Genomic DNA, 25,632 nt, shown 5'->3' on the forward strand with positions numbered 1-25,632 from the left:
CCGCGCGCGTGCGCCCGTTCTCGGGGCGCACGCGCGCGGGGGTGGTTTTCGGTCAGTTCTGGAGGCCGCCGGGGTCCGTCGGCTGCCCGCCGCCCGTCGGCTGCCCGCCGCTGCCGCCGCTCGTCGGGTCGGTATCACTGCCGCCCGTCGGGTCGGTGTCACCGCCGCCCGTCGGTTCGGTGCCACCGGTCGGTTCCCCACCGTCCGTCGGTGTGGACGGATCCGTCTGGCCTCCCGTCGGCTCGCCCGTCGGGTCTTCCGTCGCGGTCTGCGTCGGCGTGTACTCCGGCGTGGACGGCCGCTCCCAGTTCCCGCCGGTGCCGCCGCCACCGCCGGTGCTCTGGTCCGTGTCCGGGTCGCTGGTCTCCCGCGTCGCCTCGTCGCTGGGCGAGGAGCTGGGGGACTCGGTGCCGGTGCTCTGCGACGTGGTCGCCGTCGGGCTGGGGTCGGTCTCCCCGCCCTCGCCGCCTCCGGCGTTGTTCATGGCCAGGGCGACGCCCGCGACGACCGCGATCACGGCGAGGACGGCCAGGACCCACAGCTTGCCCCGGCCGCTGCCCTTGTTGCCGTGTCCCTCGAAGCCGCCGTCGTCACCGCCGCCGTAGCCGCCCGGCAGGACCTGCTGGGGGATCTGCGTGGTGCCCGAGCCGTGGTCGGGGTGCGGCAGCACCGCCGTGCCCGCCATCCCGGCCGCCGGGGTGTGCCGGCCGTCGTGCGTGTCGACCGGGCCGGTGTTCCAGGTGCCGGTGTGGCTGCCGTGGTCGTAGAGCATCTGCAGCCCGTACTGGACCAGGCCGCGCATCTCCTCGGCGGTCTGGAAACGGTCGTCGGGGTCCTTGGCCAGTGAGCGCATCACCAGGCCGTCCAGCTCCGGCGGGGCGGCGTCGGAGACCTCGGACGGGGGCGTCGGGATGTCCTGGACGTGCTGGTAGACCACCGACAGCGGGGTCTCGCCGGTGAACGGCGGACGCAGCGCGAGCAGCTCGTACAGCAGGCAGCCCGTCGCGTACAGGTCGGAGCGGTGGTCGACGGCCTTGCCGAGGGCCTGCTCCGGGGAGAGATACTGCGGGGTGCCCATGACCATGCCGGTCTGCGTCATCGTCGTGGACGCGCCGTGCAGGGCGCGGGCGATGCCGAAGTCCATCACCTTCACCGCGCCGTTGTGCGTGATGATCACGTTGGCCGGCTTGATGTCGCGGTGCACGATGCCGTGCTGGTGCGAGTAGGCGAGCGCCTCCAGGACGCCCGAGACGATGATCAGGGCCTGCTCGGGGCCGGGCGCCTCGGCGTTGAGGAGGAGGTCGCGGATGGTGCGGCCCTCGACGATCTCCATCACGATGTACGGCACGGACTGGCCGCCGACGAAGTCCTCGCCGGAGTCGTACACCGCGACGATGGCGTGGTGGTTGAGCCCGGCCACCGACTGTGCCTCGCGTGTGAAGCGGGCCTTGGAGACCGGGTCCTCGGCGAGGTCGGCGCGCAGCAGCTTGACCGCCACGGTGCGGCCGAGGCGGACGTCCTCGGCGGCGAACACCTCGGCCATGCCGCCCCGCCCGAGCCTGCGGGTCAGCCGGTACCGGCCGTCGCCGACCAGGCCGCCGTTGCCCCAGGTCTCCGGCGCGTCAGACATACCGCCGCCGGTGGCCTCGGGTTCGGACGGGCCCTGGGCGCGCTGCTGCTGTGCCATCAGTCCTCGCCGTCGTTTCTGCCCGCGGTGCGCGCGGTGTTGTTACGGTCTCCGTCGGCCACGCTACAGCCTTCGCGGGGGCCTCCGGTCCGAGAAGTACGCCGGGACCGGCATCGAGACGGACCGGTCATCAAACCGTGGTTCCGTACTGTCGTGCAAATTCCGTGCACCGGCCATGGGTCCCCTGTAACGCTTGCGCGACGCTTCCTTCGCGTACGGTCACGGAACGGGCACCGCGCTTGACGTGTCAGTGCCCTGGGGCAGACTTGGCCGGGAATAGCACTTTCGATCACCACGCGCTCGCGCCGCTGCCGCTGCCGCCGGCGCCTACGGGGGAAGCAGAGACATGAGCCAGGACGCCGGACAGGGCCGGTACGCGGGGCGCGCGCTCGCCGGCGGACGCTACCAGCTGCGCGACTTGCTCGGCGAGGGCGGCATGGCCTCGGTGCACCTGGCGTACGACTCGGTGCTGGACCGTCAGGTCGCGATCAAGACACTCCACACCGAGCTGGGGCGCGAGCAGGCCTTCCGCGAGCGGTTCCGCCGCGAGGCCCAGGCCGTGGCCAAGCTCACGCACACCAACATCGTCTCGGTCTTCGACACCGGCGAGGACGATCTGGGCGGCGCGACGATGCCGTACATCGTCATGGAGTACGTCGAGGGCCGGCCGCTGGGCTCGGTGCTCGACGAGGACGTCAGGCAGTTCGGCGCGATGCCCGCCGACAAGGCGCTGAAGATCACCGCGGACGTGCTGGCGGCGCTGGAGATCAGCCACGAGATGGGCCTGGTCCACCGGGACATCAAGCCGGGCAACGTGATGATGACCAAGCGCGGTGTGGTCAAGGTGATGGACTTCGGCATCGCCCGCGCCATGCAGTCCGGTGTGACGTCGATGACGCAGACCGGCATGGTCGTCGGCACTCCCCAGTACCTCTCGCCGGAGCAGGCCCTCGGCCGCGGCGTCGACGCCCGCTCCGATCTGTACTCGGTCGGCATCATGCTGTTCCAGCTGGTCACCGGGCGGCTGCCGTTCGACGCGGACTCGCCGCTGGCCATCGCGTACGCGCATGTGCAGGAGGAGCCGGTGGCGGCCTCCTCCGTCAACCGCGCCCTGCCGCCGGCCGTGGACGCGCTGATCGCCCGCGCGCTGAAGAAGAACCCCAACGAACGCTTCCCCAGCGCCGCGGCCATGCGCGACGAGTGCCTGCGGGTGGCGGCCTCCTTCCAGCCGGCCCCGCCGAGCATCGTGCCGGGCACGCACCCGGCGAGCGGCGCGGGCGTCGGCTCGGCGGTGTTCCCGCCGGTCGACCAGAGCGGCCAGGTGCCCACGGGCCCCGTGCAGACGCCGTACCAGCCGACGCCGGCCCCCGGACCGGCCGCGTACGGCACCCCGGCACCGGCGACGCCCTCACCGGCGTACGGCTATCCGCAGCAGGGCGGCTACCAGGCGCCGTATCCGCAGCAGGGCGCGCCGACGCCGCCGCCGTACAACCTCACGCCCTCCTCCCAGGGGGCGGGCCCCTCGGGCGGCGGCAGGGGCAACAAGAAGGTGATCATCGGCTCGGCGGTGGTCGCGGTCGTGGCGGCGGGCGCCCTGGTGGGGACGCTGCTGATGAACGGCGACGACAAGGACCCCCAGGCCGGCGGCGGCTCCAGTTCCTCGGCGTCGCCCTCCAGGGCGGAGGGGTACCGCGGGCCCGATCTGACGAAGACGATCGAGAAGGAGGAGTGCACGGAGCCGACGGAGTCGTACAACGACCCGGACAAGATCCAGGTGCCCGACTTCACCTTCAAGTACATCGGTTCCGTCAAGGAGTGCTTCCAGGCCGCCGGCTGGAGGATGAAGGTCGTGCCGGTCGACGAGAACACCTATGGCGAGGGCTCGGTCAGGGACCAGTTCCCCACGGCGGGCACGGACGTCGACCCCGACAACATGCCGCAGATCCAGCTCAAGGTGTCGACGGGCAATCCTCCGACCTCCTGACCCCGCGCGTACGGCGAAGGGCCCGGCAGCCGATGGTGCTGCCGGGCCCTTCGCCGTGCGCTGTTCCTGGAGGGACGGGCCTGGAAGTACGGGTCTAGAGGTACGGGCCGCCCGAGCGGCCGGTGCCCGGGTGCGGCTCGTCGCCGTCGTTCCCGGCACCCGACGGGAGGGCGCGGCGCATCTGCTCCAGCTGGGCCCGCGCGGCCATCTGCTGGGCGAACAGCGTGGTCTGGATCCCGTGGAACAGACCCTCCAGCCAGCCGACCAGCTGTGCCTGGGCGATACGCAGTTCCGCGTCGGTGGGCGTCGCGTCGTCCGTGAAGGGCAGGGAGAGGCGTTCCAGCTCCTCGACCAGCTCGGGCGCGAGGCCGTCCTCCAGCTCCTTCACCGAACTGGCGTGGATCTCCTTGAGCCGTACCCGGCTCGCCTCGTCCAGGGGAGCGACGCGGACCTCCTCCAGCAGCTGCTTGATCATGCTGCCGATCCTCATGACCTTGGCAGGCTGCTCCACCTGCTCCGTCACCGGGATCTCGCGGGATTCCCCGTCCCCGTCACCGCCTCCGCCCAACGCCATTCCGTCCTGGCCGACGACCAGGATCTGGGGGTTCTCCGGCGACCTGTCGTTCCTCGGCATCTCCATGCGGCCATTCTCTCGTACCGGTGCGGCTCCTCCGGGTGGTGCCCCCGGAGAAGCGGGCTCCACCGCGTACGGCGGAGTCCGGAATGCCGGTGTCGTGAGCTGATGTGAGGCTTGTTCCGCCGATTTCGGCGCCGTCCGCCCTGACGACCGCCGAGCGGACGACTTGGTTCTGACGACCGCACAACACCGGGAGGGGGTCACCGACGTGACTCCATGGCTGCGCACCGTGCGCGTGACGGGGCTGGCGGGGGTACTGGGGGCAGGGGTGCTGGTGTCGCCCTGCGCGGCCGGGGTGGCGCAGGGGGCCGGGGCCGGTTCCGTGGCTCCCGGAGACCTCGTGGCGGTCTCCGCCCCGGTGCCCGCGCACGCCGGTGCGCGGGCGGCGGGGTTCGGTCCGGACGCCCCCGGCGGCTCCGGCGTCTCCCGTGCCCCCGGTGGCCCTGGCCGGGCCGAGCCGCCGGAGCGGCCCGGCGGGGGCGGCCGTTCCGACGGCCCGCACGGACCACACGGGCCGGGCGGTACCGGGGCGGGCCCCTCGTCCGCCTCCTCGCCGGCCTCCGAAGAGCCGGACGGGGGCCGCCCGACGGCCGGTCCGACGGCTGCTCCGTCGTCCGGCCCGGGGGACGGCGAGGCTTCCGGCTCCGCGAAGCCCTCCCCCTCGGCCTCGCCCGGCACCGCCTCGGCCGGGGAGCCGTCCCGGGCGGGCAGCAAGGCGGGCGAGGGACGGCGCCGGCCGGGACGCCCGGAGAAGCGCGGGCGGGAGGAGGACCGCGGGAAGCATCACGCCGACGAGGGCGGCGGGCTCTCCGACGGCCCGGCCGGGACCGCGCCGGCCGGGCAGTTCACCCCGGCCCCCTCGGCCTCCCCGTCCCCGTCGCGGACCGGCTCGCAGGCCGGCGTGCGGACCGGGAGTGCCGCGGAGCCCGTCCTGAAGGTCCTGCCCCTGGGCGGTGGGCTGGTCCTCATCGGCCTGGGACTGGCCCTGGCCTACGTCGGCCTCCGACTGCGCCGGAGCGGGGCGTAGTACGCCCGGGCCGTCTCCACGGTCCTACGGCGCGGCGATCAGCAGCACCTTGCCGATGTGGCCGCTCTCCTCCACCACGCGGTGCGCGGCGGCGGCGTCGCTCAGCGGGAGCTCGCGGTCGACGATCGGGCGGACATGGCCTCCGGCGAGCAGCGGCCAGACGTGTTCGCGCACGGCCGCCACGATGGCCGCCTTCTCCTCCCGCGGCCGGGCGCGCAGCGAGGTCGCGCTGACGGCGGCACGCTTGGCGAGGAGCGTGCCGATGTCCAGCTCGCCCTTCCGCCCGCCCTGCATGCCGATGATCGCGAGCCGCCCGTTGACGGCCAGGGCCTGCACGTTGCGGTCCAGGTACTTGGCGCCCATGTTGTCCAGGATGACGTCGGCGCCCGCGCCGCCCGTGGCCTCCTTCACCTCGGCGACGAAGTCCTGCTCCCGGTAGTTGATCAGGATGTCGGCGCCCAGCTCCGCGCAGCGCTCCAGCTTCTCCTCGGTGCCCGCCGTCACCGCGACCTTCGCGCCGACGGCCTTGCCGAGCTGGATCGCCATGGTGCCGATGCCGCTGGAACCGCCGTGCACGAGCAGCGTCTCACCGGGGCGCAGATGGGCGACCATGAAGACGTTCGACCAGACGGTGCAGACCACCTCGGGCAGCGCCGCCGCCTCCTTGAGGCCGACGCCCTCGGGGACCGGCAGCAGCTGCCCGGCCGGGACGGCGACCTTCTCGGCGTAGCCGCCGCCGGAGAGCAGCGCGCAGACCTCGTCGCCGACGGACCAGCCCGACACCCCCGGGCCGAGCGCGGTGATACGTCCGGAGCACTCCAGGCCGGGGTAGGGGGAGGCGCCGGGCGGCGGGTCGTAGAAGCCCTGGCGCTGCATGATGTCGGCCCGGTTGACGGCGCCGGCCACCACCTCGACCAGGACCTCGCCCTCACCGGGCGCCGGATCGGGGACCTCGGCCCAGACCAGCGCCTCGGGGCCTCCGGGTTCGGGAATCGTGATCGCATGCATGAAGGCGACGCTACTCCTCGGCCCACGGCCGGGCCTCTCCGTCCGCGTCCGTCCTCGTGCCGAGCCGCCGGAAGAGCCGCCGGAAGAGCCCTGCGCGGGACCGATGAGTTCGCGCGCCGGCCAGGGTCTTCCCTGCGTAGCCCGAACGCGGAAGGACCACCACGTATGAGCACGCACACGTCGGGGCCGGCGATCGAGACCGCGGGCCTGGTGAAGACGTTCGGCGAGACCCGGGCCGTGGACGGGGTGGACCTCACGGTGCCCGCCGGCACGGTGTACGGCGTCCTCGGCCCCAACGGCGCCGGCAAGACCACCACGGTGAGGATGCTCGCCACCCTGCTGCGGCCCGACGGCGGCCAGGCCCATGTCTTCGGCCACGACGTGGTGCGCGAGGCCGACGAGGTGCGCGGCCGGGTGAGCCTCACCGGCCAGTACGCGTCCGTGGACGAAGACCTCACCGGAACCGAGAACCTGGTCCTGCTGGGCCGGCTCCTCGGGCACGGCAAGAAGGCCGCCCGGGAGCGGAGCGCCCGGCTGCTGGAGGCCTTCGGGCTGACGGAGGCCGCCGGGAAGCAGGTCAAGCACTACTCCGGCGGCATGCGGCGGCGGATCGACATCGCCGCGTCCATCCTCAACACCCCCGACCTGCTCTTCCTCGACGAGCCGACGACCGGGCTCGATCCACGCAGCCGCAATCAGGTGTGGGACATCGTCCGCGCGGTCGTCGCCCAGGGCACCACGGTGCTGCTGACCACGCAGTACCTGGACGAGGCCGACCAGCTGGCGTCGCGGATCGCCGTCATCGACAAGGGGAGGGTGATCGCCGAGGGGACCAAGGGCGAGCTGAAGGCGTCCGTCGGCGCCGGGACCGTCCACCTGCGACTGCGGGACGCCGGCCGGCGGGCCCAGGCCGAGCGGATGCTGCGGGACCTGCTGGCCACCGAGGTGCAGCGGGACCCCGACCCGGTGGCACTGACCGCCCGCCTCGGCGCGGCGGCCGGCGACACCGCCGCCGACCTGGCCGCACGGGCACTGGCCGAGCTGGCCCGCAGCGGCATCACGGTGGACAACTTCTCCCTGGGGCAGCCCAGCCTCGACGAGGTCTTCCTGGCGCTGACCGGACACGACACCGGCAACAGTGCCGGAACCGGAACCGGAACCGGAACGAAGGACGAGGTGACGGCATGAACACGGTCACGAGCACCGAGAGCAAGGACCTCGCCCCGGTCAGCACCGAGTCGCTGGCGGTCCTGCTGGTCGCCGGGGAGCGCCCGCCGCGGCCCGGTTCCCTGTCGACGTCCCTGGCCTTCGGATGGCGTGCGATCCTCAAGATCAAGCACGTACCGGAGCAGCTCTTCGACGTCACCGCCTTCCCGATCATGAACCTGTTGATGTTCACGTACCTCTTCGGCGGTGCGCTGGCGGGTTCGCCGGGCGACTACATCCAGTTCGTCCTGCCGGGCATCCTGGTGATGTCGGTCGTGATGATCACGATGTACACCGGCGTCTCGGTGAACATCGACATCGAGAAGGGCGTCTTCGACCGCTTCCGCTCGCTGCCGATCTGGCGCCCGTCGGCGATGGTCGGCTACCTGCTCGGCGACGCGCTGCGCTACACGATCGCGTCGGTCGTCATGCTCACCGTGGGCCTGCTCCTCGGCTACCGGCCGGACGGCGGCTTCGCCGGCGTGGTCGCCGGGATCGCACTGCTGCTGGTGTTCTCGTTCGCCTTCTCGTGGATCTGGACGATGTTCGGACTGCTGCTGCGGACCGAGAAATCGGTGATGAGCGTCAGCATGATGGTGATCTTCCCGCTCACCTTCCTGTCCAACGTCTTCGTCGATCCGAGGACCATGCCAGGCTGGCTCCAGGCGTTCGTCAACAACAGCCCCATCACGCACCTCGCCTCCGCCGTGCGGGAGCTGATGGCGGGCGGGTGGCCGGGCGGGGAGATCAGCTGGACGCTGGGCTGGGCGGCCCTGTTCCTGCTCGTCTTCGGGCCGGTCACCATGCGGCTGTACAACCGCAAGTAGACAGCCTCGCGGGCCGGCGTGTCGCACGGAGCGGTCAGCCGGCCCGGCGCACGGAGCCGGCCCGGCGAACGGAGCGGTCAGCCGGCCCGGCGCACGGAGCAGTCACGCCCGCTCCGGCGTACGGAGCGGGCGTGACTGCCGCACGGGGTCCGTCGTCAGTCGCGGGGCAGGGGGCGGGCGTCGGGGGCCACCTGGCTGCCCGGCGTCGCCCGGACGATCGTGATCAGGCGGTCCGTCAGCTCCAGTCCGCCGACGGCCGGGTCGTCGTAACCGAGCACCCGGTGTCCGCGCAGGACGCTCACCACCAGGTCGTCCGTCTCCCGCGGACTCTTGCCCACCTCCGACTTTATGACGGGGCGTTCGACGAGGTCGAGGCCGCTGCCCTGGCTGATCAGGTCCTCCATGACCATGCCGGCGGCCGGGCTGAGAACGGACAGCCCGAGCAGGCGGCCCGCGGCGCTGGCGCTGGTGATCACGGCGTCCGCGCCGGACTGCTTCAGCAGCGGGGCGTTCTCCTCCTCCCGGACCGCGACCACGATCTTCGCGTTCCGGTTGAGCTGGCGGGCCGTCAGCGTCACCAGGACCGCGGTGTCGTCGCGCTGGGTGGCGATGATGATCTGCTTCGCGCGGTAGACCTCGGCCCGGTTCAGCACGTCGCTGCGCGTGGCGTCGCCGACCACACCGGCGAAACCGTGGGCCGTCGCGGCGTCGATGGCCTTGCCGCTGGGGTCCACCACGACGACCTGCTCCTTCCGCAGGCCCGTGGCGCAGACGGTCGAGATCGCCGAGCGCCCCTTCGTACCGAAGCCGACGACGACGGTGTGATCGCGCAAGGTGGACCTCCAGCGGTTCAGGCGCCACTCCTCCCGAGTGCGCTCGGTGAGGGCTTCCAGCGTGGTGCCGACCAGGATGATCAGGAACAGCACGCGCAGGGGCGTGATGACGAAGATGTTGGTCAGCCGGGCACTGTCGCTGACGGGCGTGATGTCGCCGTACCCGGTGGTGGAGAGGGTGACGGTGGCGTAGTAGAAGGCGTCGAGGAGATCGAGCGACTTGTCCGAGTTGTCGGTGTAGCCGTCGTGGTCGGCGTAGACGATCACCGCGGTCACCACCAGCACCACCAGGGCGAGCGAGAGCCGCTTGCCGACCTGACGGATGGGGTGCTCCACCATCTTCCGCGGGAGCTTCACCCGGTGGGTCACGAGGTGCTCGTCCGCCTGGCGGGCGATCGCGTCCTGGCCGGGAAGTTTCACGTGAAACACACTCCGATTCCAGCGGTGGTCCAGGGCAGGCCGAGCAGCTCGGCCTCCTGCCCCGGCCGCACTCCGCCCGGGGGGACGACGGCGAGGGCGTCGGCCGCCGCGATGCCGCGCAGCATGGCCGGGCCGTGGTAGCGCAGCGGTACCGCGGCGTCGCCGCGCAGGGCGACGGGGACGAGCCGGGTGTCGTACGGGTGCCCCTGCACTGCGTCCCGCAGCGGCAGCGTGTACGGCTCCGGGGCCGGGCGGGCAGCGAGGGCGCGCAGCAGCGGCTCGGCGAGCGTCAGCAGACCGGAGACGGCGGCGAGGGGGTTGCCGGGCAGGCCGACGAGGTACCGGCCCTCCGCGACGCGGGCCAGCAGCATGGGATGGCCGGGGCGCACCTGCACGCCGTCCACCAGGAGTTCGGCGCCGATGCGGTGCAGCGTGGGGTGGACGTGGTCGACGGGGCCCGCGGCGGTGCCGCCGGTCGTGATGATCAGGTCGGCTCCGGAGGTTGTCACCGCCCGGTGCAGGGCGTCGGCGTCGTCTCCGATCCGGCGGACCGCGGTGACCTCGGCGCCCATGGACCGCAGCCAGGGCGGCAGCATGGGACCGAGCGCGTCCCGGACGAGGCCGTCGCGCGGCAGGCCCTCGACGAGCAGTTCGTCACCGAGGACCAGGACGTCGACGCGGGGACGGGGAACGGCGGTCAGGGTGTCGTACCCGGCGGCCGCCGCCAGGCCGAGGACGGCCGGGGTCACCAGGGTGCCGGCCGGCAGCAGCTGGTCGCCGCTGCGGCACTCCTGGCCGCGCGGCCGGATGTCCTGGCCGTGGACGACTCCCCGCGTCGCCCGCAGCCGTTCCCTGCCGCCGGTGCGGCCGGGTTCGGTGCGGCCGTGTTCGGTGCGCAGGACCGCGGAGGTGTACGGGGGGACGCGGGCGCCGGTGGCGATGCGCACGGCCTCGCCGTCGGCGAGGGGCGCGGGGTCGGCGTGACCGGCGAGGACGCCCTCGTCGTGCACGGTCCAGGGGCCCGGGCCGGAGACCGCCCAGCCGTCCATCGCGGAGCTGTCGAAGGAGGGCAGGTCGGTGAGGGCGGTGAGGGGGACGGCCAGGGTGAGGCCGAGCGCGGCGTCGAGGGGTACGGGGACCGGGGCCCGGCCTGCCTCGCGGGCGCCGGTACGGCCGGCCTGTGCGGCGGCCGACCGGGCCTCGGGCCACGGGGTCGCGTGGGCGTGGGCGGGGGCGTCCGTCGATGTGGCCGGGGTGGTCCGGTGGCCGGGGCGGGTGCCGTGCGGGCGACGGCCGTCGGAGGTGCTCTCGCCGGAACCGGGACGGGGGCGCTCGTTCACGAGGGCGAGCGCCTCCTCGACGCCGAGGTCTTCCGCGTCCTCGTCGGTCCGTGTGCCGGGGGAGGTCATCAGGCTCCCGGGCGGGTGTCGGGGGTGGCGTCGGGGGCCACGTCCGGTGTGCCCGCCGCGGGTGCGGGACCGGTGCCCGCGGCGGGTGCGGGACCGGCCTCCGCGGTCTCCTGGGCCCAGCGCCGGGCGAGGACGGCGGCCTTGCGGGCTGCCTCGGCGACGGCCTCGGTTCCGCCCCCGGCCCGCGCGGCCGCGTAACCGACGAGGAACGTGGTCAGCGGGGCCGCGGGCCTGGCCACCCCGTGGGCGGCGTCCCGGGCGAGGTCGAGCAGGACGTGGGTGTCGACGTCCAGGTCGATGCCCAGCTCGTCCTTGGCTGCGGAGATCCATTCATCCAACACGTGCCCATGCTCCCTGATCCGTGCTCTGGCGAAGGCGACATCGTCCCAGGTGTCGCAGTCGAAGGAGGCGGCGGCACCGGGGAGCCGGACGAGGCGCAGTCCGGCGGTCAGGCGGCGCAGCGGCAGCCCGGCGAGGCCCGGTCCGTCGCCGGTGAGCGCGGCCAGTCCGCGGCGCAGCGCGGCCGCGCGGTACGCGGCGACGAGGGGCTGGTCCCGGCCGTCGGCGTCGGTGAGCAGCACCCCGTCGGCGTCGCCCGCGGCGAGGGCCGCCGGCAGTCGCCCGACGGCCGGGCCGGTGAGAAAGGGCAGGTCGGCCGAGACGGCGACGACGTACTCCGCCGTGGTGTGCCGCAGTCCGGCGGCGAGCGCGGCGAGCGGCCCGCCGCCGGGCGGCTCCTCGCGGGCCCAGGTCACCGGCCGTGCGGTGGGCCGGGGATCGGCGACGACGACGGTGGTGCGGGCCCCGGCGCAGGCGGCGAGCACCCGGTCGAGCAGGGTGCGCCCGCCCACGCGCAGGCCGGGTTTGTCCGCGCCGCCGAGCCTGCGGGCCGCCCCGCCTGCGAGCACGACGGCGTCGTACACGGCGGTGTCGTCCACGGCGGTGTCGTCCACGGCGGCGCGCGCGGTGGCGGCTTGCGGGGTGGCGGCCGTTCGCGGCGCGGGACCGGTGCCTGCGCCGCGGCCGCCGGGGGGTCGGTGCGCGGTCACTCCCCGAGTATGCGTGTCCGCGCGATCACAGGGAACGCGGGGGAGCCCCGCGGTCGCCGGACACGCGGGGCACTCGCGTCACAGGGAGCGCAGCAGCACCGCCGGCTGCTCCACGCAGTCCGCCACGTACCGCAGGAAACCGCCCGCCGTGCCGCCGTCGCACACCCGGTGGTCGAAGGTGAGCGACAGCTGGACGACCTGTCGTACCGCCAGCTCGCCCTCGTGCACCCAGGGTCTGGGGACGATACGGCCCACGCCGAGCATGGCGGCCTCGGGGTGGTTGATGATCGGCGTGGAGCCGTCGACGCCGAACACGCCGTAGTTGTTCAGCGTGAAGGTGCCGCCGGTCAGCTCGCCGGGGGTCAGCCGTCCGGCGCGGGCCGCCTCGGTCAGCCGGGCGAACTCGGCGGTGAGGGACTCGGCGTCGCGCGCGTGCGCGTCCCGGACGACCGGTACGACCAGGCCCCGGTCCGTCTGGGCGGCGAAGCCGAGGTGGACGTGGCCGTACCGGACGACCTCCCTCGTCTCCGTGTCGACGGTGGAGTTCAGCTCGGGGAAGCGGGCCAGCGCGGCCGTGCAGATCCGGGCCAGCAGGGCGACGAGGGAGATCTTCGGACCACCGGCCGCGTTCATCGCGGTACGCGCCCGCATCAGCTCCGTCGCGTCCGCGTCCACCCAGCAGGTCGCGTCGGGGATCTCACGGTGACTGCGGGTGAGCTTGTCCGCGACGGCGCCGCGTACGCCCTTGAGGGGGGTGCGGACCTCGCTCGGTGGTGTCCCGCCCGTGTGCGCGGGTGCCGGTGCCTCGGGCGCCCGCGCCTCGGCGGCACGCAGCGCGTACTCCACGTCCGCCCGCAGGATCAGCCCGTCGGGGCCGGAACCGGTCAGCTCGCGCAGGTCCAGGCCGTGCTGCCGGGCCAGCCTGCGCACCAGCGGGGAGATGACGGGGACCGGCCCGTCCCCGGGCCCGGCGGCGGGGACCGGCCCGGCGGCGCGCACCGTGCCGTTCGTCTCCCCGGTCTCCGGTGCCGGTGCCGTCGCCGGTTCCGGGGCCGCCGACGCCGTGGCCGCCGGGCGCCGCGGCCGTACCCTGCGCCGCCGCGCGGGCGCCTCGGACGTCCCGTAACCGACCAGGACGTTGCCCGAGCCCCGTTCCCCCCCGTCACCGTCCGGGCCCCGGGCCGGCCGGCCCCCGGCGGACGCGGTGTCGCCGGCGGTTCCGCCGGCAGCGGCGGCATCGGCGCCCTCACCCACCGCCACCGTCACCAGCGGTGCGCCGACGGGCAGTTCGGTGCCCTCCTCGCCGAAGCGGGCGGTGACCACACCGCCGTAGGGGCAGGGCACCTCGACCATCGCCTTGGCGGTCTCGACCTCGACGACCGGCTGGTCCACGGCGACGACGTCGCCGACCTCGACCAGCCAGCGCACGATCTCCGCCTCCGTGAGCCCCTCACCGAGGTCGGGGAGCCTGAACTCCAGCACCTGTGTCATCGGCTCTCTGCCTCCCACTGCAGGCGCCCCACGGCGTCCAGGACCCGGTCCACGCCGGGCAGGTGGTGACGCTCCAGCATCGGCGGCGGGTACGGCACGTCGAACCCGGCCACGCGCAGCACCGGCGCCTCCAGGTGGTGGAAGCAGCGCTCCGTGACCCGGGCCGCGATCTCCCCGCCCGGCCCCCCGAAGGAACCCGACTCGTGGACCACGACCGCGCGTCCCGTGCGCCGTACCGAGGCGCACACCGTCTCGTCGTCGAACGGCACCAGGGAGCGCAGATCGACCACTTCCAGGTCCCAGCCCTCGGCCCGGCCCGCCTCGGCGGCCTCCAGGCAGACGGCCAGCGACGGCCCGTACGTGATCAGCGTGGCGCTCCGGCCCGGACGCCGCACCACCGCGCGGCCCACCGGCTCGACGGGCACCGGCTCCTCGGGGTTCCAGGCGTCCTTCGACCAGTAGAGCCGCTTGGGCTCCAGGAAGACGACCGGGTCGTCGGAGGCGATGGCGGCGCGCAGCAGCCCGTAGGCGTCGGCGACGGTCGCGGGCGTGACGACATGGAGCCCCGGAGTCGCCATGTAGTACGCCTCGGACGAGTCGCTGTGGTGCTCGACGCCGCCGATGCCGCCGCCGTAGGGGACGCGGATGGTCAGCGGCAGGGGCATCTTCCCGCGGGTGCGGTTGCGCATCCTGGAGACATGGCTGACGACCTGCTCGAACGCCGGGTAGGCGAAGGCGTCGAACTGCATCTCCACGACCGGGCGCAGCCCGTACATCGCCATGCCGACGGCGGTGCCGAGGATGCCGGCCTCCGCCAGCGGCGTGTCCGTGCAGCGGTCCTCGCCGAACTCCGCGGCGAGGCCGTCGGTGATCCGGAAGACACCGCCGAGGGCGCCCACGTCCTCGCCCATGACGTGCACGGCCGGGTCGGCGGCCATGGCGTCGCGCAGCGCGCGCGTGAGGGCCTGCGCCATGGTGGCCGGCCTGACGGCGACGGTGGTCATCGGCGGTCCCCTTCCGGCCCGGTCCCGGCCTCTGCTTCTGCTTCTGCCTCCAGCTCCGCGCGCAGCAGGTCCCGCTGCTCGCGCAGTTGCGGGGTGGGCTCGGCGTAGACGTGCGCGAACAGGTCCATCGGGTCGAGGCGCGGGTCCTGGTTCATGCGGGCGCGCAGGTCGGCGGCCATGGCCTCGGCGTCCTGGCGGGCGGCCCGCACGCCCTCCTCGTCGAGCAGGCCGCGCCCGGTCAGCTCCCTCTCCAGCAGCTCGACCGGGTCGTGCCGGCGCCACGCCTCGACCTCGGCGTCGTCCCGGTAGCGGGAGGCGTCGTCGGCGTTGGTGTGCGCGTCGACGCGGTACGTCACCGCCTCCACCAGCGTGGGACCGCCACCCCCGCGTGCGCGGCGCACGGCGTCGGACAGGACCTCGTGGACGGCGGCGGCGTCGTTGCCGTCGACCAGGCGGCCGGGCATCCCGTAGCCGACGGCCTTGTGGGCCAGCGACGGGGCGGCGGTCTGCTTGGCGAGCGGCACGGAGATCGCGAAGCCGTTGTTCTGCACGAGGAAGACGACCGGCGCCTGCCAGACTGCGGCGAAGTTCAGCGCCTCGTGGAAGTCGCCCTCGCTGGTGCCCCCGTCGCCGACCATGGCGAGCGCGACCACGTCGTCGCCCTTGAGTCGGGCGGCGTGGGCGAGGCCGACGGCGTGCGGCAGCTGGGTGGCGAGCGGCGTGGACAGGGGGGCGACCCGGTGCTCGTGGGGGTCGTAGCCGGAGTGCCAGTCGCCGCGCAGCAGGGTGAGCGCCTCGACCGGGTCGACGCCGCGGGCCACGACGGCCAGCGTGTCGCGGTAGCTGGGGAAGAGCCAGTCGCGCTCCTCGAGGGCCAGCGCGGCGGCGATCTCGCAGGCCTCCTGGCCGGTGCTGGAGGGGTAGACGGCGAGCCGGCCCTGCTTGGTCAGCGCCGTGGCCTGCGCGTTGTAGCGCCGGCCGCTCACCAGGCGGGCGTACAGCGTGCGCAGCAGTCCGGGGTCCGGCTTCCCGGCCGCCTCCGTGCCGAGCACGCGGTACGGCTCCGCGTCGGGCAGCAGCGGCGCGGGGTCGGTGCGGGGCTGCCAGGCGGGCGGCGGCGTGGGCCGGTAAGCGCCCCGCTGCTCCATGACCGTCATGACGGCACCTCCTCGTGGGAGCGGCTCGGGACCCGTCACGAGTGTGACGGGCCTCACCTACCGATTGTTCGGTCGCCGGGGCATTTTGGCTACAGGCGGCCCCAGGCTGTGGACAAACGGTTCTCCACAGCCTGGGATGGGCGCAGTACGTCCGTGGCGGGAAGGCGGGGGGACATGGCATCTGAACAAATGGCCGAGCGCCCGGCGGAGGGCGGTGCTCCGGACGGTGCCGACGCCCCGCCGCTCCCGCCCCCGCGCCCGCTGGACGCGATCGACCAGGACATCCTGCGCATGCTGCAGGCGGACGGCCGCGCCTCGATACGGTCGGTCGCCGAGCGGGTGCACGTCTCGCGCGCGAACGCCTACGCGCGCATCAACCGGCTCGTCGAGGACGGCGTCATCCGCGGTTTCGGCGCCCGCGTCGACCACGAACGCGCCGGACACGGCACCTCGGCGTACATCACGCTGAAGATCGTCCAGAACTCCTGGCGCACGGTCCGCGCACAGCTGCGGCAGCTTCCCGGGGCGTCCCACATCGCCCTGGTGGGCGGTGACTTCGACGTCCTGCTCCTGGTGCACACGCCCGACAACCGGGCCCTGCGGGAGCTGGTGCTCACCCGTCTCCAGGCCATCCCGGAGGTGCTCAGCACGCGCACGCTGCTGGTGTTCGAGACGGAGGACCTGGAGCCGCAGGGCTGACCGCCGAAGTGCGCGACGGGGCCTCAGGACGTCCCGCGCAGCCCCCCGAACACCAGCCGCACCACGGCTTCCACCACGTCGCGCTCGCCCGCGCCGCCCCGGCCGTCGGGCCCGTCGGGGCGGTACCACTCGACGATCGAGTTGATCATGCCGAAGACCAGCCGCGTCGCGAGCCGTCCCTCCACGTCCGCGCGCACGTCCCCCTCGGCGGCGGCCGCCTTCAGCAGGCCGGCGACCCGGTGGTCGAACTCGCGCCGCCGCTCCAGCGCCCACCGCTCGGTGCCGGTGTTGCCCCGCACCCGCAGCAGCAGCGTCACGTACGGCAGTTCGGCCATGAGCACCTCGACCATGCGCCGTACGACGTACTCCAGCCGCTCGACGGCGGGCCCCACGCGCGCGTGCTCCTCGTCGAGGATGCCGAACAGCTCGTCCAGGGCCCGGCTCACGGCCCGGCGCAGGAGCTCCTCCTTGCCGGCGACGTGGTGGTAGATCGACGACTTGGAGATCCCGGCCGCCCTGGACAGGTGCTCCATGGAGGTGCCGTCGTAGCCGCGCTCGATGAAGACCTGCACGGCGACGGAGAGCAGCGTCTCGGGCGTGTACGTGTCGCGCCTGGCGGTGGTCATGAGGAACCGCCCTCCTTCCCGCCGGAGGCGTGCGCGTGCCGGTGGAGCGCCAGGGAGGGCGCGTACCGGCCCGTGGGCACGCACGCGTGCAGGTTGCCGAGGACCGAGCGGGCCCAGTCACCGCCGAGGCGACGGCTCCACTCCAGTGGCCCCAGCGGGTAGTTGACGCCGAGCCGCATCGCGGTGTCGACGTCCTCCCCGGTGGCCACGCCCGCGGCGACCGCCTCGACGGCCAGGTCGATGATCCGTGCCACGGTACGGGCGACGATCATGCCCGGGACGTCGCCGATGACGCTGACCTTCTTGCCCAGCGCCTGGAACAGGCCGGTGGCCTCGGCGACGGTGCGCGGGGCGGCGTCCGGGGAGTGGGACAGGGCGATGCGGGTGGCCGTGCGGTAGTCCAGCGCGAGGTCGAAGCGGACGACGTCCCCGGACCCCGCCGAGATCCGCCCGTCGGCGAGCACGAGCCGGCCGCCGCCGGGCAGGACGATCCGCGCGCCGTCGCCCCCGGCCGCCCCCGCCTCCTCGGCCTTCCCGGCCTTCCCGGCCTTCCCGTCCTCCCGGCGGACCTCGACGCCCGCCTCGCCGATCATCGCGACCAGCTCCGCGGTCGGCCCCAGGTCCCCTTCCACGACGACGTGTGCGGGCGGCTCGGCCGGCCCGGCGGTGTGCGGCTCGGGCCGCTCGGCGCCGTCGCGGTAGTCGTACCAGCCCTGACCGCTCTTGCGGCCGAGGCGGCCGGACTCGACCAGGCGGCGCTGGGCGAGCGACGGGGTGAAGCGCACGTCCTGGAAGAAGGACCGCCACACGGAGTGCGTGACGGACTCGTTGACGTCCTGCCCGATGAGGTCGGTCAGCTCGAAGGCGCCCATCCGGAAGCCGCCCGACTCGCGCAGCACGGCGTCGATGGTGGCCGGGTCCGCGCCCCGGTCCTCGTACACCGCGAAGGCCTCGGCGTAGAAGGGCCGGGCGATGCGGTTGACGAGGAAGCCCGGGGTGTCCGCGCAGGCCACCGGCGTCTTGCCCCAGGCGCGGGCCGTCTCGTGCGCGCGCGTGGCCGAGGCGGCGTCGGTGGCGGCCCCGGAGACGACCTCCACCAGCGGCAGCAGCGGCGCGGGGTTGAAGAAGTGCAGTCCGACGAAGCGGCCGGGGACGCGCAGGGCGCCGCCGATGGCGGTGACGGACAGGGAGGAGGTGTTGGTGGCGAGCAGACAGTCGTCGCCGACGACGTCCTCCAGCGCGCGGAACAGTTCCTGCTTGACGTCCAGCCGCTCCACGACCGCCTCCACGACCAGAGCACAGCCGGCGAGTCCGGCGAGGGCGTCGGCCGCAGAGAGACGGGCGCGGGCCGCGTCCCGCTCGGCACCGGTGAGGCGTTCCTTCTCGACGAGCCGGTCGAGCCGGGCGCCGATCGCGTCGGCCGCCTCCCGGGCCCGTCCGGGAGCGGCGTCGTACAGCCGCACGGGGTGGCCCGCGACCAGCGCCACCTGGGCGATGCCCTGACCCATGGTGCCGGTGCCGACGACGGCCACGGGGCTGCTGAGGTCCAGTGCTGTCATGTGCGCGATCCTCCCGCACGGGGTTTTCCACAGATGCGGCGGTCCCCCTTGTCCCGACCGATCGTTCGGTTACTCTAGCCGTGTCCACCCGTCCGGCGCCCGCCGCCCGTCCTCGGACGAGGCGCCGAGCGCCCCGCCTCCCGACTGCTTCCGCCCGGATTCCGCCCAGGTTCTCCCGGGTTCCCCCAGGTCACGGCTCGACGGAGAGCCCGTGAGACGAGGAGTTGGTCCCCATGGCCGCCGCACTCACCGCGCACCAGCTGATCGACCGGCACCGGCCGACCCTGGACCGGGCGCTGGAGACGATCCGCACCCGCGCCTACTGGTCCCCCCACCCCGAGCACCCCAAGGCCTACGGCGAGAACGGCAGCCTGGACACGGCCGCGGGCAAGGCCGCCTTCGACGCGCTGCTCGGCACCCGCCTCGACCTCGGCCAGCCCGGCACCGACGGCTGGGTCGGCGGCGAGATCTCCCCGTACGGGATCGCGCTGGGCGTGGAGTACCCGCACGCGGACCTCGACGTGCTGCTGCCCGCCATGAAGGCCGGGCAGCGGGCCTGGCGGGACGCGGGCGCGGAGCTGCGGGCGATGGTCTGCCTGGAGATCCTCGGGCGGATCGCCGACCGGACGACGGAATTCGCGCAGGCGGTCATGCACACCTCCGGGCAGGCCTTCATGATGGCCTTCCAGGCGGGCGGCCCGCACGCCCAGGACCGCGGCCTGGAGGCGGTGGCGTACGCCTACGCGGAGCAGACCCGCACCCCCGGCACGGCGGAGTGGACCAAGCCGCAGGGCAAGCGCGACCCGCTGGAGCTGACCAAGACGTTCACGCCGGTCCCGCGCGGCATCGGACTGGTCATCGGCTGCAACACCTTCCCGACGTGGAACGGCTACCCGGGCCTGTTCGCCTCCCTCGCCACCGGCAACGCGGTCCTGGTCAAGCCCCACCCCCGCGCGGTGCTGCCGCTCGCGCTCACCGTCCAGGTGGCCCGCGACGTCCTCGCCGAGGCCGGCTTCGACCCGAACCTGGTCGCGCTGGCCGCCGAGCGCCCCGGCGAGGGCATCGCCAAGACCCTCGCCACCCGCCCCGAGATCCGGATCATCGACTACACCGGCTCGACCTCCTTCGGCGACTGGCTGGAGGCCAACGCCCGCCAGGCACAGGTGTTCACCGAGAAGGCCGGCGTCAACACGGTGATCGTCGAGTCCACCGACGACTACCGGGGCATGCTCGCCAACCTGGCCTTCTCCCTGTCCCTCTACAGCGGCCAGATGTGCACCACCCCGCAGAACCTGCTGATCCCCCGCGACGGCATCCGCACCGACCAGGGCGAGAAGACCTACGACGAGGTGACCGCCGACCTGGCCCGCGCCGTCGACGGCCTCCTCGGCGACGACGCCCGCGCGAACGCCCTGCTCGGCGCCATCGTCAACCCGGACGTCAAGGCCCGCCTGGAGGCCGCCGCCGGCCTCGGCGAGGTCGCCCTCGCCTCCCGCGAGGTGACCAACCCGGAGTTCCCGGACGCGGTCGTGCGCACCCCGGTGATCGTCAAGCTGGACGGCGCCAAGCCCGACGACGAGGCCGCCTGGACGAGCGAGTGCTTCGGCCCCGTCTCCTTCGCCGTCGCCGTCGACTCCGCCACGCACGCGCTGGAGCTGCTGCGCCGCAGCGTCCGGGAGAAGGGCGCGATGACCGTCGGCGCCTACACGACCGACCCCGAGGTCGAGCGGGCCGTCCAGGAGGTCTGCCTGGAGGAGGCGGCCCAGCTCTCCCTCAACCTCACCGGCGGGGTGTACGTCAACCAGACGGCGGCCTTCTCCGACCTCCACGGCTCGGGCGGCAACCCGGCCGCCAACGCGGCCCTGTGCGACGCGGCGTTCGTCGCCAACCGCTTCCGGGTGGTGGAGGTGCGCCGGCCGGCCTAGGAGGCCTGGTTCCCGCCCCCGCCGGCGCTCCAGTGGTACAGCGTCATGGCCACGCTGGTCGCGAGGTTGTAGCTGGAGACCTGGGGGCGCATCGGCAGCGCCACCAGGTGGTCGGCCCGCGCGCGCAGCTCCCGCGACAGCCCGCTGCGCTCGGAGCCGAAGGCGAGCAGCGCGTCGTCGGGCAGCTCCAGCCCGCGGATGTCCTCGCCCTCCGGGTCCAGCGCGAACACCGGCCCCGGCGGGAGCGCCGCCACGTCCAGCCGTTCCACGGTGGTCGCGAAGTGCAGCCCCGCCCCGCCGCGCACCACCGTGGGGTGCCAGGGGTCGAGCGGGCCCGTGGTGACCACGCCGGTCGCCCCGAAACCGGCGGCCAGCCGGATCACCGCGCCCGCGTTGCCGAGGTTGCGCGGCTGGTCGAGGACGACGACGGGGCTGGTGCGGGGCGTGCGCGCCAGCGTCCGCAGCCCGTCCTCGCGCGGGGGCCGTACGGCCAGCGCGGCGACCGCGGTGGGATGCGGACGCGGCACCAGGGACGTGTACGTCGCGTGCGGCACCTCGGTCAGCAGCCCGCCCAGCGCCTCCCGGACGTCCGGGGCCAGCTCGTCGGCGAGGGCGAGCGCGCCCGCGCGGTCGGCGGTGACGGCCACCGGCACCTCGGCGCCGAACCGCAGCGCGTGCTTGAGGGCGTGGAAGCCGTCGAGCAGCACGCACGAGCCGGCGTGCCCGCGCCAGACGGCGAGGGCGTCGGCGCGGGATCCGGGGACGGGATCGGAGTCGGGGACGGGGGCGGGGTCGGTCATGCCCCGAAGCCTACGTGCGCCCGCGCGGCCTCCTCGGGGGCCGGCCGGGGCACCGGCACCTTCGCGGACCCGTCACCGCGCCGCACCAGACGGTCCCGCCCCCGCGCCGCCCACCCGCCGAGGCGGCGCAGGAACGAGGTGGGCAGGAAGACCGCGTCGGCGGCGATCATCGCCAGCGAGAAGAACGGCAGCCCCAGCACCACGGCGATCACCGCGTGCTCGGTGACCATGGCGGCCAGCAGGACGTTCTTGACCCGCCGGTTGAACAGCGTGAACGGGAAGGCGACCTGCACGGCGACCGTGCCGTACGTGATGAGCATGACCATCGTGCCGCTGGACGACAGTGCGTCGGACAGGGCGGGCCAGGGCGAGAAGTAGTCCAGGTGCAGCGGGTAGTGGACCGCCGTGCCGTCCTGCCAGCGCGATCCCTGGATCTTGTACCAGCCGGCGGTGGCGTAGATCAGGCAGGCCTCCGCCATGATCACCAGCAGGGCGCCGTTGTGCACGGCGCACGTGACGACGTCCAGCAGGCCGCGCGGCTCACCGCCCCGGCGTCCCGCGAGCCACCACAGGCCCTGCGCCGCCCACACCGCCCACAGCAGCACCGGGACGAGCCGGTCACCGTCGAGCCGGCCCGCCGCCGTCACCACGACCAGTACGAGACCGAGCACCGCCCACAGAACGGGCCCCGTCCGGTCCACGACCCGCTCCCTGCGCGCGCGTGCCCCCCGCGCGAGACGTTCCCGGCGGGCGTCCAGCGACCACACCTGGCCGCAGCGGGTGAGGACCAGGTAGATGCTCATCAGGTGCAGGACGTTGTCGCCGCCGTCCCCCATGAAGACGCTGCGGTTCTGCAGCGAGAGCACGCCGACCATGAAGAGCACCGACATGGTCCGCGTCCGCCAGCCCAGCAGCAACAGCAGGCTGCTCAGCACGGACAGCGCGTAGACGGTCTCGAACCAGACCGTGCCGTCGGACCACATCAGCACGGTGAACGCGCCGTTGTCCGAGATCAGCTGCTCGGCGAGATCGTGGCTCCAGGGCCCGTCCGGGCCGTACAGCTCGTGGCGGTGGGGGTACTCGCGCAGCAGGAAGAGCAGCCAGGTCAGGCTGAAGCCGATGCGGACGACGGCGGTCTGGTACGGGCCGAGCGCGGACCCGGTGACGCGGGCGACGGCGCGCAGGACCGACGGGGCGAGGCGGTTCACGCCGGGTCTCCTTCCGACTCGTCGGCGGGCACCCGCCACCAGGGCAGCTCCCGGTACACCGCCCGGTCCGAGACCTTCTCACCGCTCCACGCGGGCGGCGGCACCGCGGTCGTCCGGGAACGGTACTGGACGCGTTCGACGGTGCCGTCCGGCCCCGCGGCGCCGCTGCGGTCCAGCCGCAGGACCGCTATGCGGCGCAGATAGCTCTCGGAGAGGACGCCCCGCAGACCCACCGGCCGGTTGTCGGAGTCGTGGGTGGCGGTGAAGAAGTCCCAGGCGCGGCGCAGTTCGTTCTGCTGCGTGTGGCTCGGCAGCGGGTTGCCGTCGATGGCCCGGCCGTCCTCGGCGGACAGGTCGTACCAGCCGGTGGTGCGTATCCCGCCGTCCGCCGTGCCGATCTCGGCGCGGACCTGGACGGAGATGTTCTGCTGGAGCGGGTTGGGCGCGAAGAGCTTCCAGTTCTGCTCGAACTCCGGGTAGATCCACTCGTCGACCGTGGAGCCGTGCTTCCTGGACAGCGTGTTCGCCGGGGCGACGTGCAGGAACGTCAGGCCGATGTGGAGACACACGCCGACCGCCACGACGGCGACCGCGACGAGCGCGCAGACCTGGTACCGCCGGGAGAGCGCGGCGACCCCGACGGTCCCGGGGCGGGTCTCGGCCGTACCGGGACGTGCCCCGGCGGTCTCCGTACGGGACCCGCCCGGGCCGCCCGACCCGCCCGGGCCGCCCGACCTGTCCGGGCCGCCTGACCTGTCCGGGCCGCCCGGCCCGCTCGGTCCGTCCGTACCGTTCGGCCCGCCCGGTCCGTCCGGCTCGTGCCGGGTGCCCGGACCTGTGTCGTGCGCGTCCACTTCCGATTCCGCCCCGTTCCCCGTCCCGGTCCGTCGTCTCACCCGCACTGCCGTGAAGGCGCCGCGCGACACCACTGGTGCGGTTGTTCCACGACACTCGAACGGGAACGGTACTCAGGACTGCCCGACGACACAGCCCCCGGGTCACAGCCGCCGGGTCACAGCCGACCGCCCCGGACAGAGTCCGCCCGGCAACGGGACCACAGGACACCTACAGAACGTGTCCGGGCTCGCCCTTCTCGTCCACGACCGGGCGCCCGGCCGCGGCCCAGACCTGCATGCCGCCGTCGACGTTCACGGCGTCGACGCCCTGCTGGACCAGGTACATGGTGACCTGGGCGGAGCGCCCGCCGGAGCGGCAGATCACATGGACCCGGCCGTCCCCGGGCGCGGCCTCGGTCAGTTCGCCGTAGCGGGCGACGAACTCGCTGAGGGGGATGTGCAGCGCCCCGGCGGCGTGGCCCGCCCGCCACTCGTCGTCCTCGCGGACGTCCAGCAGGAAGTCGTCGTCCTTGAGGTCCGCGACCTCGACCGTGGGCACACCAGCTCCGAAACTCATGTCCCCGACGCTACCCGACACGGCAGAACGACCGGCCGGCCCGCCGCACCCGCCGGCCGTGGGATCAGCGGGAACGGCGGGCCCGGCCGAGCCGGAAGACGCTCGCCAGCAGGGCGACCAGGAGCACCGCGCCGATCCCGTAGCGGGCACCGTCCCCCATGCCGCTGGTGATCACGGCGACTTCGGCACCGCAGAGGACCGCGACGAGGGCGGCGTTCAGGACGGTGCTGTCGGTGCTGGCGGTGTTGTCGGTGCTGGCGGTGTTGTCGGTGCGGTTGTTGTCGCTCACGGCGTTCTCTCCCTGGTGAGGTCCGGTCCAAGGGGGCAGCCCCCGTACGACCCCGTACGCCCCCCTGCGGTGCTTCCTTCCGGCAGAAGCAACTCTGCTGCCCCGGGCGCCCGCGAACGAGGGGATCCGCGTGCAGCTTGCTGCACCGCCCCGGTACACCAAGCTGCACCCGCCACCCCGCGCGCACCACCGCGCACGTCCCCGCAGGTGGCACCGGTCCAGGTACGGGAGGCAAGATCGACGCAGGCCGTGCACACATGGGGGGGAACCGTGTCGCAACCATGTCTGGAGTTCCTCGGCGTCGCCCGGGACGAGGAGGCTCTCTACCGCCGGCTGCTGCGCCGGGGCGCGAGTGACGGCCATGACCAGGTCGCCGTCGACGCCGAGGCCGCGGACCGCCTGGTGGAACTGGGCCTGGCCACCCGCAGCCACACCGGCGTTCTCCGCCCGGTCGCCCCCGCGCGGGCGGTCGAGCACCTCGTCGGCAACCGGTGCAACGCCCTCCGGGAGGAGCTGGAACAGGCCGTCCGCGCGGGCGGCGTGGTCGAGTCGCTCCAACGGGAGCGCACGACCGCCCCGGCGCGGCGCCCGCCGGAGGAGGGGCCCGTCATCCAGCGGATCGAGGGCATGGAGGCCGTACGCGCCGTCATCGACGAGCTGACCTTCTTCGCCCGCAGCGAGAGCCTCACCACCAACCCCACGGGCATCATCAGCAAGGAGTCGGCAGACTTCTCACGCCCCATCGACCTGCGCGTCCTGCGCCGCGGCGTGCGGATGCGCACCCTGATGGCCGCCCCGGCCCTGGACGACCGGGCCACCCTGTCGTACCTGCACGAACTGGCGGGCAAGGGCGCGGAGATACGGATCTCGCACCAACCGCTGGAGCGCATGATCATCTGTGACAGGTCCGCGGCGCTCACACCCCTCGACCCGGCGCACACCGCCAAGGGCGCCCTGCTGACCCGGGAACCCGGCCTGGTGGCCACCCTGGTCACCCTGTTCGACCGCATGTGGGCCATGGCGCAGGAACTGCCCGCGCCGGACGACGAGCCGCCCACCGAGATCGAGCGCAGGATCCTCAAGACGCTCTGCACCGCCGACAAGGACGAGAGCGGCGCCCGCGACCTGGGCATCTCGGTGCGCACCTACCGCAAGCACGTGGCGTCCCTCATGACCAGGCTGCAGGCCGCCAACCGCTTCCAGGCCGCCCTGCTCGCCCGGGAACGCGGCTGGTTCTGACCGGTCCTGAAGCGGACGGAACAGCGCCGCCGGGTACGGCCCGCTAGTGTCCTGCGCCAGTAGTTGATCGTTAGTAGTCGTGTGACTTCTACTGCTGGTGCGTCAGTTCCTCGTCGGGGCCCGAAGCTGGAACCG

General features: G+C 73.7%; 23 protein-coding genes. 7 read left to right on the plus strand and 16 right to left on the minus strand.

What is annotated here, in order from left to right; translation table 11 throughout:
• Positions 1 to 52: 52 nt before the first annotated feature.
• Complete coding sequence (locus ACFYOJ_RS09130; RefSeq protein ID WP_356557505.1) at positions 53 to 1,687, minus strand: protein kinase; 1,635 nt, start codon at positions 1,685 to 1,687, stop codon at positions 53 to 55.
• A gap of 346 nt (positions 1,688 to 2,033) precedes the next feature.
• Here ACFYOJ_RS09130 and ACFYOJ_RS09135 point away from each other — a divergent pair, with 346 nt between their 5' ends.
• On the plus strand, positions 2,034 to 3,671 hold the full coding sequence (locus ACFYOJ_RS09135) for a protein kinase (protein WP_356557504.1): 1,638 nt from the start codon (positions 2,034 to 2,036) through the stop codon (positions 3,669 to 3,671).
• A 94-nt stretch (positions 3,672 to 3,765) separates the two neighbouring features.
• Here ACFYOJ_RS09135 and ACFYOJ_RS09140 read toward each other — a convergent pair whose 3' ends face one another.
• A complete protein-coding gene (locus tag ACFYOJ_RS09140; RefSeq protein WP_356557503.1) occupies positions 3,766 to 4,311 on the minus strand; it encodes a bacterial proteasome activator family protein in 546 nt (181 codons plus the stop codon).
• 205 nt (positions 4,312 to 4,516) lie between these two features.
• Between ACFYOJ_RS09140 and ACFYOJ_RS09145 the strand changes: the two genes are divergently transcribed.
• Entirely contained in the window at positions 4,517 to 5,335 is an 819-nt protein-coding gene (locus tag ACFYOJ_RS09145; RefSeq protein WP_356557502.1) for a hypothetical protein, read from the plus strand.
• Positions 5,336 to 5,359: 24 nt separating this feature from the next.
• Here the strand turns inward: ACFYOJ_RS09145 and ACFYOJ_RS09150 are convergent, their stop codons facing one another.
• The gene (locus ACFYOJ_RS09150) at positions 5,360 to 6,343 is read right to left on the minus strand and encodes an NAD(P)H-quinone oxidoreductase (RefSeq protein WP_356557501.1); all 984 of its coding nucleotides are present in this window, start codon (positions 6,341 to 6,343) and stop codon (positions 5,360 to 5,362) included.
• Positions 6,344 to 6,508: 165 nt separating this feature from the next.
• On the opposite strand from ACFYOJ_RS09150, the gene ACFYOJ_RS09155 reads away from it, so the two are divergent.
• A complete protein-coding gene (locus ACFYOJ_RS09155; protein WP_356557500.1) occupies positions 6,509 to 7,531 on the plus strand; it encodes an ATP-binding cassette domain-containing protein in 1,023 nt (340 codons plus the stop codon).
• Positions 7,528 to 8,376, plus strand: coding sequence for an ABC transporter permease (locus ACFYOJ_RS09160; RefSeq protein WP_356557499.1), 849 nt, complete (start codon positions 7,528 to 7,530; stop codon positions 8,374 to 8,376). The genes ACFYOJ_RS09155 and ACFYOJ_RS09160 overlap by 4 nt, the downstream gene beginning before the upstream one ends.
• 155 nt (positions 8,377 to 8,531) lie before the next feature.
• On the opposite strand, the gene ACFYOJ_RS09165 is transcribed toward ACFYOJ_RS09160, so the two are convergent.
• From ACFYOJ_RS09165 to pdhA, 6 genes are all read right to left on the minus strand, one after another.
• Positions 8,532 to 9,629 (minus strand): potassium channel family protein, encoded by a 1,098-nt coding sequence (locus tag ACFYOJ_RS09165; RefSeq protein ID WP_356557498.1) that lies wholly within the window; start codon positions 9,627 to 9,629, stop codon positions 8,532 to 8,534.
• Complete coding sequence (locus ACFYOJ_RS09170; RefSeq protein ID WP_356557497.1) at positions 9,626 to 11,038, minus strand: molybdopterin molybdotransferase MoeA; 1,413 nt, start codon at positions 11,036 to 11,038, stop codon at positions 9,626 to 9,628. Before ACFYOJ_RS09170 ends, ACFYOJ_RS09165 begins: the two co-directional genes overlap by 4 nt.
• Complete coding sequence (locus ACFYOJ_RS09175) at positions 11,038 to 12,087, minus strand: NTP transferase domain-containing protein (protein ID WP_388596423.1); 1,050 nt, start codon at positions 12,085 to 12,087, stop codon at positions 11,038 to 11,040. Before ACFYOJ_RS09175 ends, ACFYOJ_RS09170 begins: the two co-directional genes overlap by 1 nt.
• Before the next feature lie 78 nt (positions 12,088 to 12,165).
• Positions 12,166 to 13,578, minus strand: a complete 1,413-nt coding sequence (locus ACFYOJ_RS09180; RefSeq protein ID WP_356557496.1) for a dihydrolipoamide acetyltransferase family protein — start codon at positions 13,576 to 13,578, stop codon at positions 12,166 to 12,168.
• Entirely contained in the window at positions 13,575 to 14,582 is a 1,008-nt protein-coding gene (locus tag ACFYOJ_RS09185; protein WP_356557495.1) for an alpha-ketoacid dehydrogenase subunit beta, read from the minus strand. Before ACFYOJ_RS09185 ends, ACFYOJ_RS09180 begins: the two co-directional genes overlap by 4 nt.
• Positions 14,579 to 15,739: a pyruvate dehydrogenase (acetyl-transferring) E1 component subunit alpha gene (pdhA, locus tag ACFYOJ_RS09190; RefSeq protein ID WP_356557494.1), complete on the minus strand. Its 1,161-nt coding sequence runs from the start codon at positions 15,737 to 15,739 to the stop codon at positions 14,579 to 14,581. Before pdhA ends, ACFYOJ_RS09185 begins: the two co-directional genes overlap by 4 nt.
• Before the next feature lie 174 nt (positions 15,740 to 15,913).
• Between pdhA and ACFYOJ_RS09195 the strand changes: the two genes are divergently transcribed.
• Positions 15,914 to 16,438 carry an Lrp/AsnC family transcriptional regulator gene (locus ACFYOJ_RS09195; protein ID WP_356557493.1) on the plus strand — a complete coding sequence of 175 codons (525 nt, stop codon included), beginning with the start codon at positions 15,914 to 15,916 and terminating at the stop codon, positions 16,436 to 16,438.
• A gap of 23 nt (positions 16,439 to 16,461) precedes the next feature.
• Here ACFYOJ_RS09195 and ACFYOJ_RS09200 read toward each other — a convergent pair whose 3' ends face one another.
• Positions 16,462 to 17,064 (minus strand): TetR/AcrR family transcriptional regulator, encoded by a 603-nt coding sequence (locus ACFYOJ_RS09200; protein ID WP_356557492.1) that lies wholly within the window; start codon positions 17,062 to 17,064, stop codon positions 16,462 to 16,464.
• Positions 17,061 to 18,623: a 3-hydroxyacyl-CoA dehydrogenase gene (locus ACFYOJ_RS09205; RefSeq protein ID WP_356557491.1), complete on the minus strand. Its 1,563-nt coding sequence runs from the start codon at positions 18,621 to 18,623 to the stop codon at positions 17,061 to 17,063. The genes ACFYOJ_RS09200 and ACFYOJ_RS09205 overlap by 4 nt, the downstream gene beginning before the upstream one ends.
• Positions 18,624 to 18,856: 233 nt before the next feature.
• Here ACFYOJ_RS09205 and paaN point away from each other — a divergent pair, with 233 nt between their 5' ends.
• Entirely contained in the window at positions 18,857 to 20,548 is a 1,692-nt protein-coding gene (gene paaN, locus ACFYOJ_RS09210; protein ID WP_356557490.1) for a phenylacetic acid degradation protein PaaN, read from the plus strand.
• Here the strand turns inward: paaN and ACFYOJ_RS09215 are convergent.
• The 5 genes from ACFYOJ_RS09215 to ACFYOJ_RS09235 form a co-directional block, all read right to left on the minus strand.
• On the minus strand, positions 20,545 to 21,348 hold the full coding sequence (locus ACFYOJ_RS09215) for a TrmH family RNA methyltransferase (protein WP_356557489.1): 804 nt from the start codon (positions 21,346 to 21,348) through the stop codon (positions 20,545 to 20,547). The genes paaN and ACFYOJ_RS09215 overlap by 4 nt on opposite strands.
• Positions 21,345 to 22,556 carry an HTTM domain-containing protein gene (locus ACFYOJ_RS09220; protein ID WP_356557488.1) on the minus strand — a complete coding sequence of 404 codons (1,212 nt, stop codon included), beginning with the start codon at positions 22,554 to 22,556 and terminating at the stop codon, positions 21,345 to 21,347. The genes ACFYOJ_RS09215 and ACFYOJ_RS09220 overlap by 4 nt, the downstream gene beginning before the upstream one ends.
• Entirely contained in the window at positions 22,553 to 23,410 is an 858-nt protein-coding gene (locus ACFYOJ_RS09225) for a DUF5819 family protein (RefSeq protein WP_356557487.1), read from the minus strand. The genes ACFYOJ_RS09220 and ACFYOJ_RS09225 overlap by 4 nt, the downstream gene beginning before the upstream one ends.
• Positions 23,411 to 23,621: 211 nt before the next feature.
• Complete coding sequence (locus ACFYOJ_RS09230; protein WP_356557545.1) at positions 23,622 to 23,951, minus strand: rhodanese-like domain-containing protein; 330 nt, start codon at positions 23,949 to 23,951, stop codon at positions 23,622 to 23,624.
• An 82-nt stretch (positions 23,952 to 24,033) separates the two neighbouring features.
• Positions 24,034 to 24,258 (minus strand): hypothetical protein, encoded by a 225-nt coding sequence (locus ACFYOJ_RS09235; protein ID WP_356557486.1) that lies wholly within the window; start codon positions 24,256 to 24,258, stop codon positions 24,034 to 24,036.
• 270 nt (positions 24,259 to 24,528) lie between these two features.
• Here ACFYOJ_RS09235 and ACFYOJ_RS09240 point away from each other — a divergent pair, with 270 nt between their 5' ends.
• Positions 24,529 to 25,497 carry a helix-turn-helix transcriptional regulator gene (locus tag ACFYOJ_RS09240; RefSeq protein WP_356557485.1) on the plus strand — a complete coding sequence of 323 codons (969 nt, stop codon included), beginning with the start codon at positions 24,529 to 24,531 and terminating at the stop codon, positions 25,495 to 25,497.
• Positions 25,498 to 25,632: the final 135 nt, after the last annotated feature.

It is taken from the genome of Streptomyces sp. NPDC006384 (genome assembly GCF_042870695.1).
Lineage (GTDB): Bacteria > Actinomycetota > Actinomycetes > Streptomycetales > Streptomycetaceae > Streptomyces.

What these genes read in the sequence shown, in the direction of transcription:
- ACFYOJ_RS09130 (WP_356557505.1), bottom strand. Translation starts at nt 1,687, where the DNA reads ATGGCACAGCAGCAGCGCGCCCAGGGCCCGTCCGAACCCGAGGCCACC.
- ACFYOJ_RS09135 (WP_356557504.1), top strand. Translation starts at nt 2,034, where the DNA reads ATGAGCCAGGACGCCGGACAGGGCCGGTACGCGGGGCGCGCGCTCGCC.
- ACFYOJ_RS09140 (WP_356557503.1), bottom strand. Translation starts at nt 4,311, where the DNA reads ATGGAGATGCCGAGGAACGACAGGTCGCCGGAGAACCCCCAGATCCTG.
- ACFYOJ_RS09150 (WP_356557501.1), bottom strand. Translation starts at nt 6,343, where the DNA reads ATGCATGCGATCACGATTCCCGAACCCGGAGGCCCCGAGGCGCTGGTC.
- ACFYOJ_RS09155 (WP_356557500.1), top strand. Translation starts at nt 6,509, where the DNA reads ATGAGCACGCACACGTCGGGGCCGGCGATCGAGACCGCGGGCCTGGTG.
- ACFYOJ_RS09160 (WP_356557499.1), top strand. Translation starts at nt 7,528, where the DNA reads ATGAACACGGTCACGAGCACCGAGAGCAAGGACCTCGCCCCGGTCAGC.
- ACFYOJ_RS09170 (WP_356557497.1), bottom strand. Translation starts at nt 11,038, where the DNA reads ATGACCTCCCCCGGCACACGGACCGACGAGGACGCGGAAGACCTCGGC.
- ACFYOJ_RS09180 (WP_356557496.1), bottom strand. Translation starts at nt 13,578, where the DNA reads ATGACACAGGTGCTGGAGTTCAGGCTCCCCGACCTCGGTGAGGGGCTC.
- ACFYOJ_RS09185 (WP_356557495.1), bottom strand. Translation starts at nt 14,582, where the DNA reads ATGACCACCGTCGCCGTCAGGCCGGCCACCATGGCGCAGGCCCTCACG.
- pdhA (WP_356557494.1), bottom strand. Translation starts at nt 15,739, where the DNA reads ATGACGGTCATGGAGCAGCGGGGCGCTTACCGGCCCACGCCGCCGCCC.
- ACFYOJ_RS09195 (WP_356557493.1), top strand. Translation starts at nt 15,914, where the DNA reads ATGGCATCTGAACAAATGGCCGAGCGCCCGGCGGAGGGCGGTGCTCCG.
- ACFYOJ_RS09200 (WP_356557492.1), bottom strand. Translation starts at nt 17,064, where the DNA reads ATGACCACCGCCAGGCGCGACACGTACACGCCCGAGACGCTGCTCTCC.
- ACFYOJ_RS09205 (WP_356557491.1), bottom strand. Translation starts at nt 18,623, where the DNA reads ATGACAGCACTGGACCTCAGCAGCCCCGTGGCCGTCGTCGGCACCGGC.
- paaN (WP_356557490.1), top strand. Translation starts at nt 18,857, where the DNA reads ATGGCCGCCGCACTCACCGCGCACCAGCTGATCGACCGGCACCGGCCG.
- ACFYOJ_RS09215 (WP_356557489.1), bottom strand. Translation starts at nt 21,348, where the DNA reads ATGACCGACCCCGCCCCCGTCCCCGACTCCGATCCCGTCCCCGGATCC.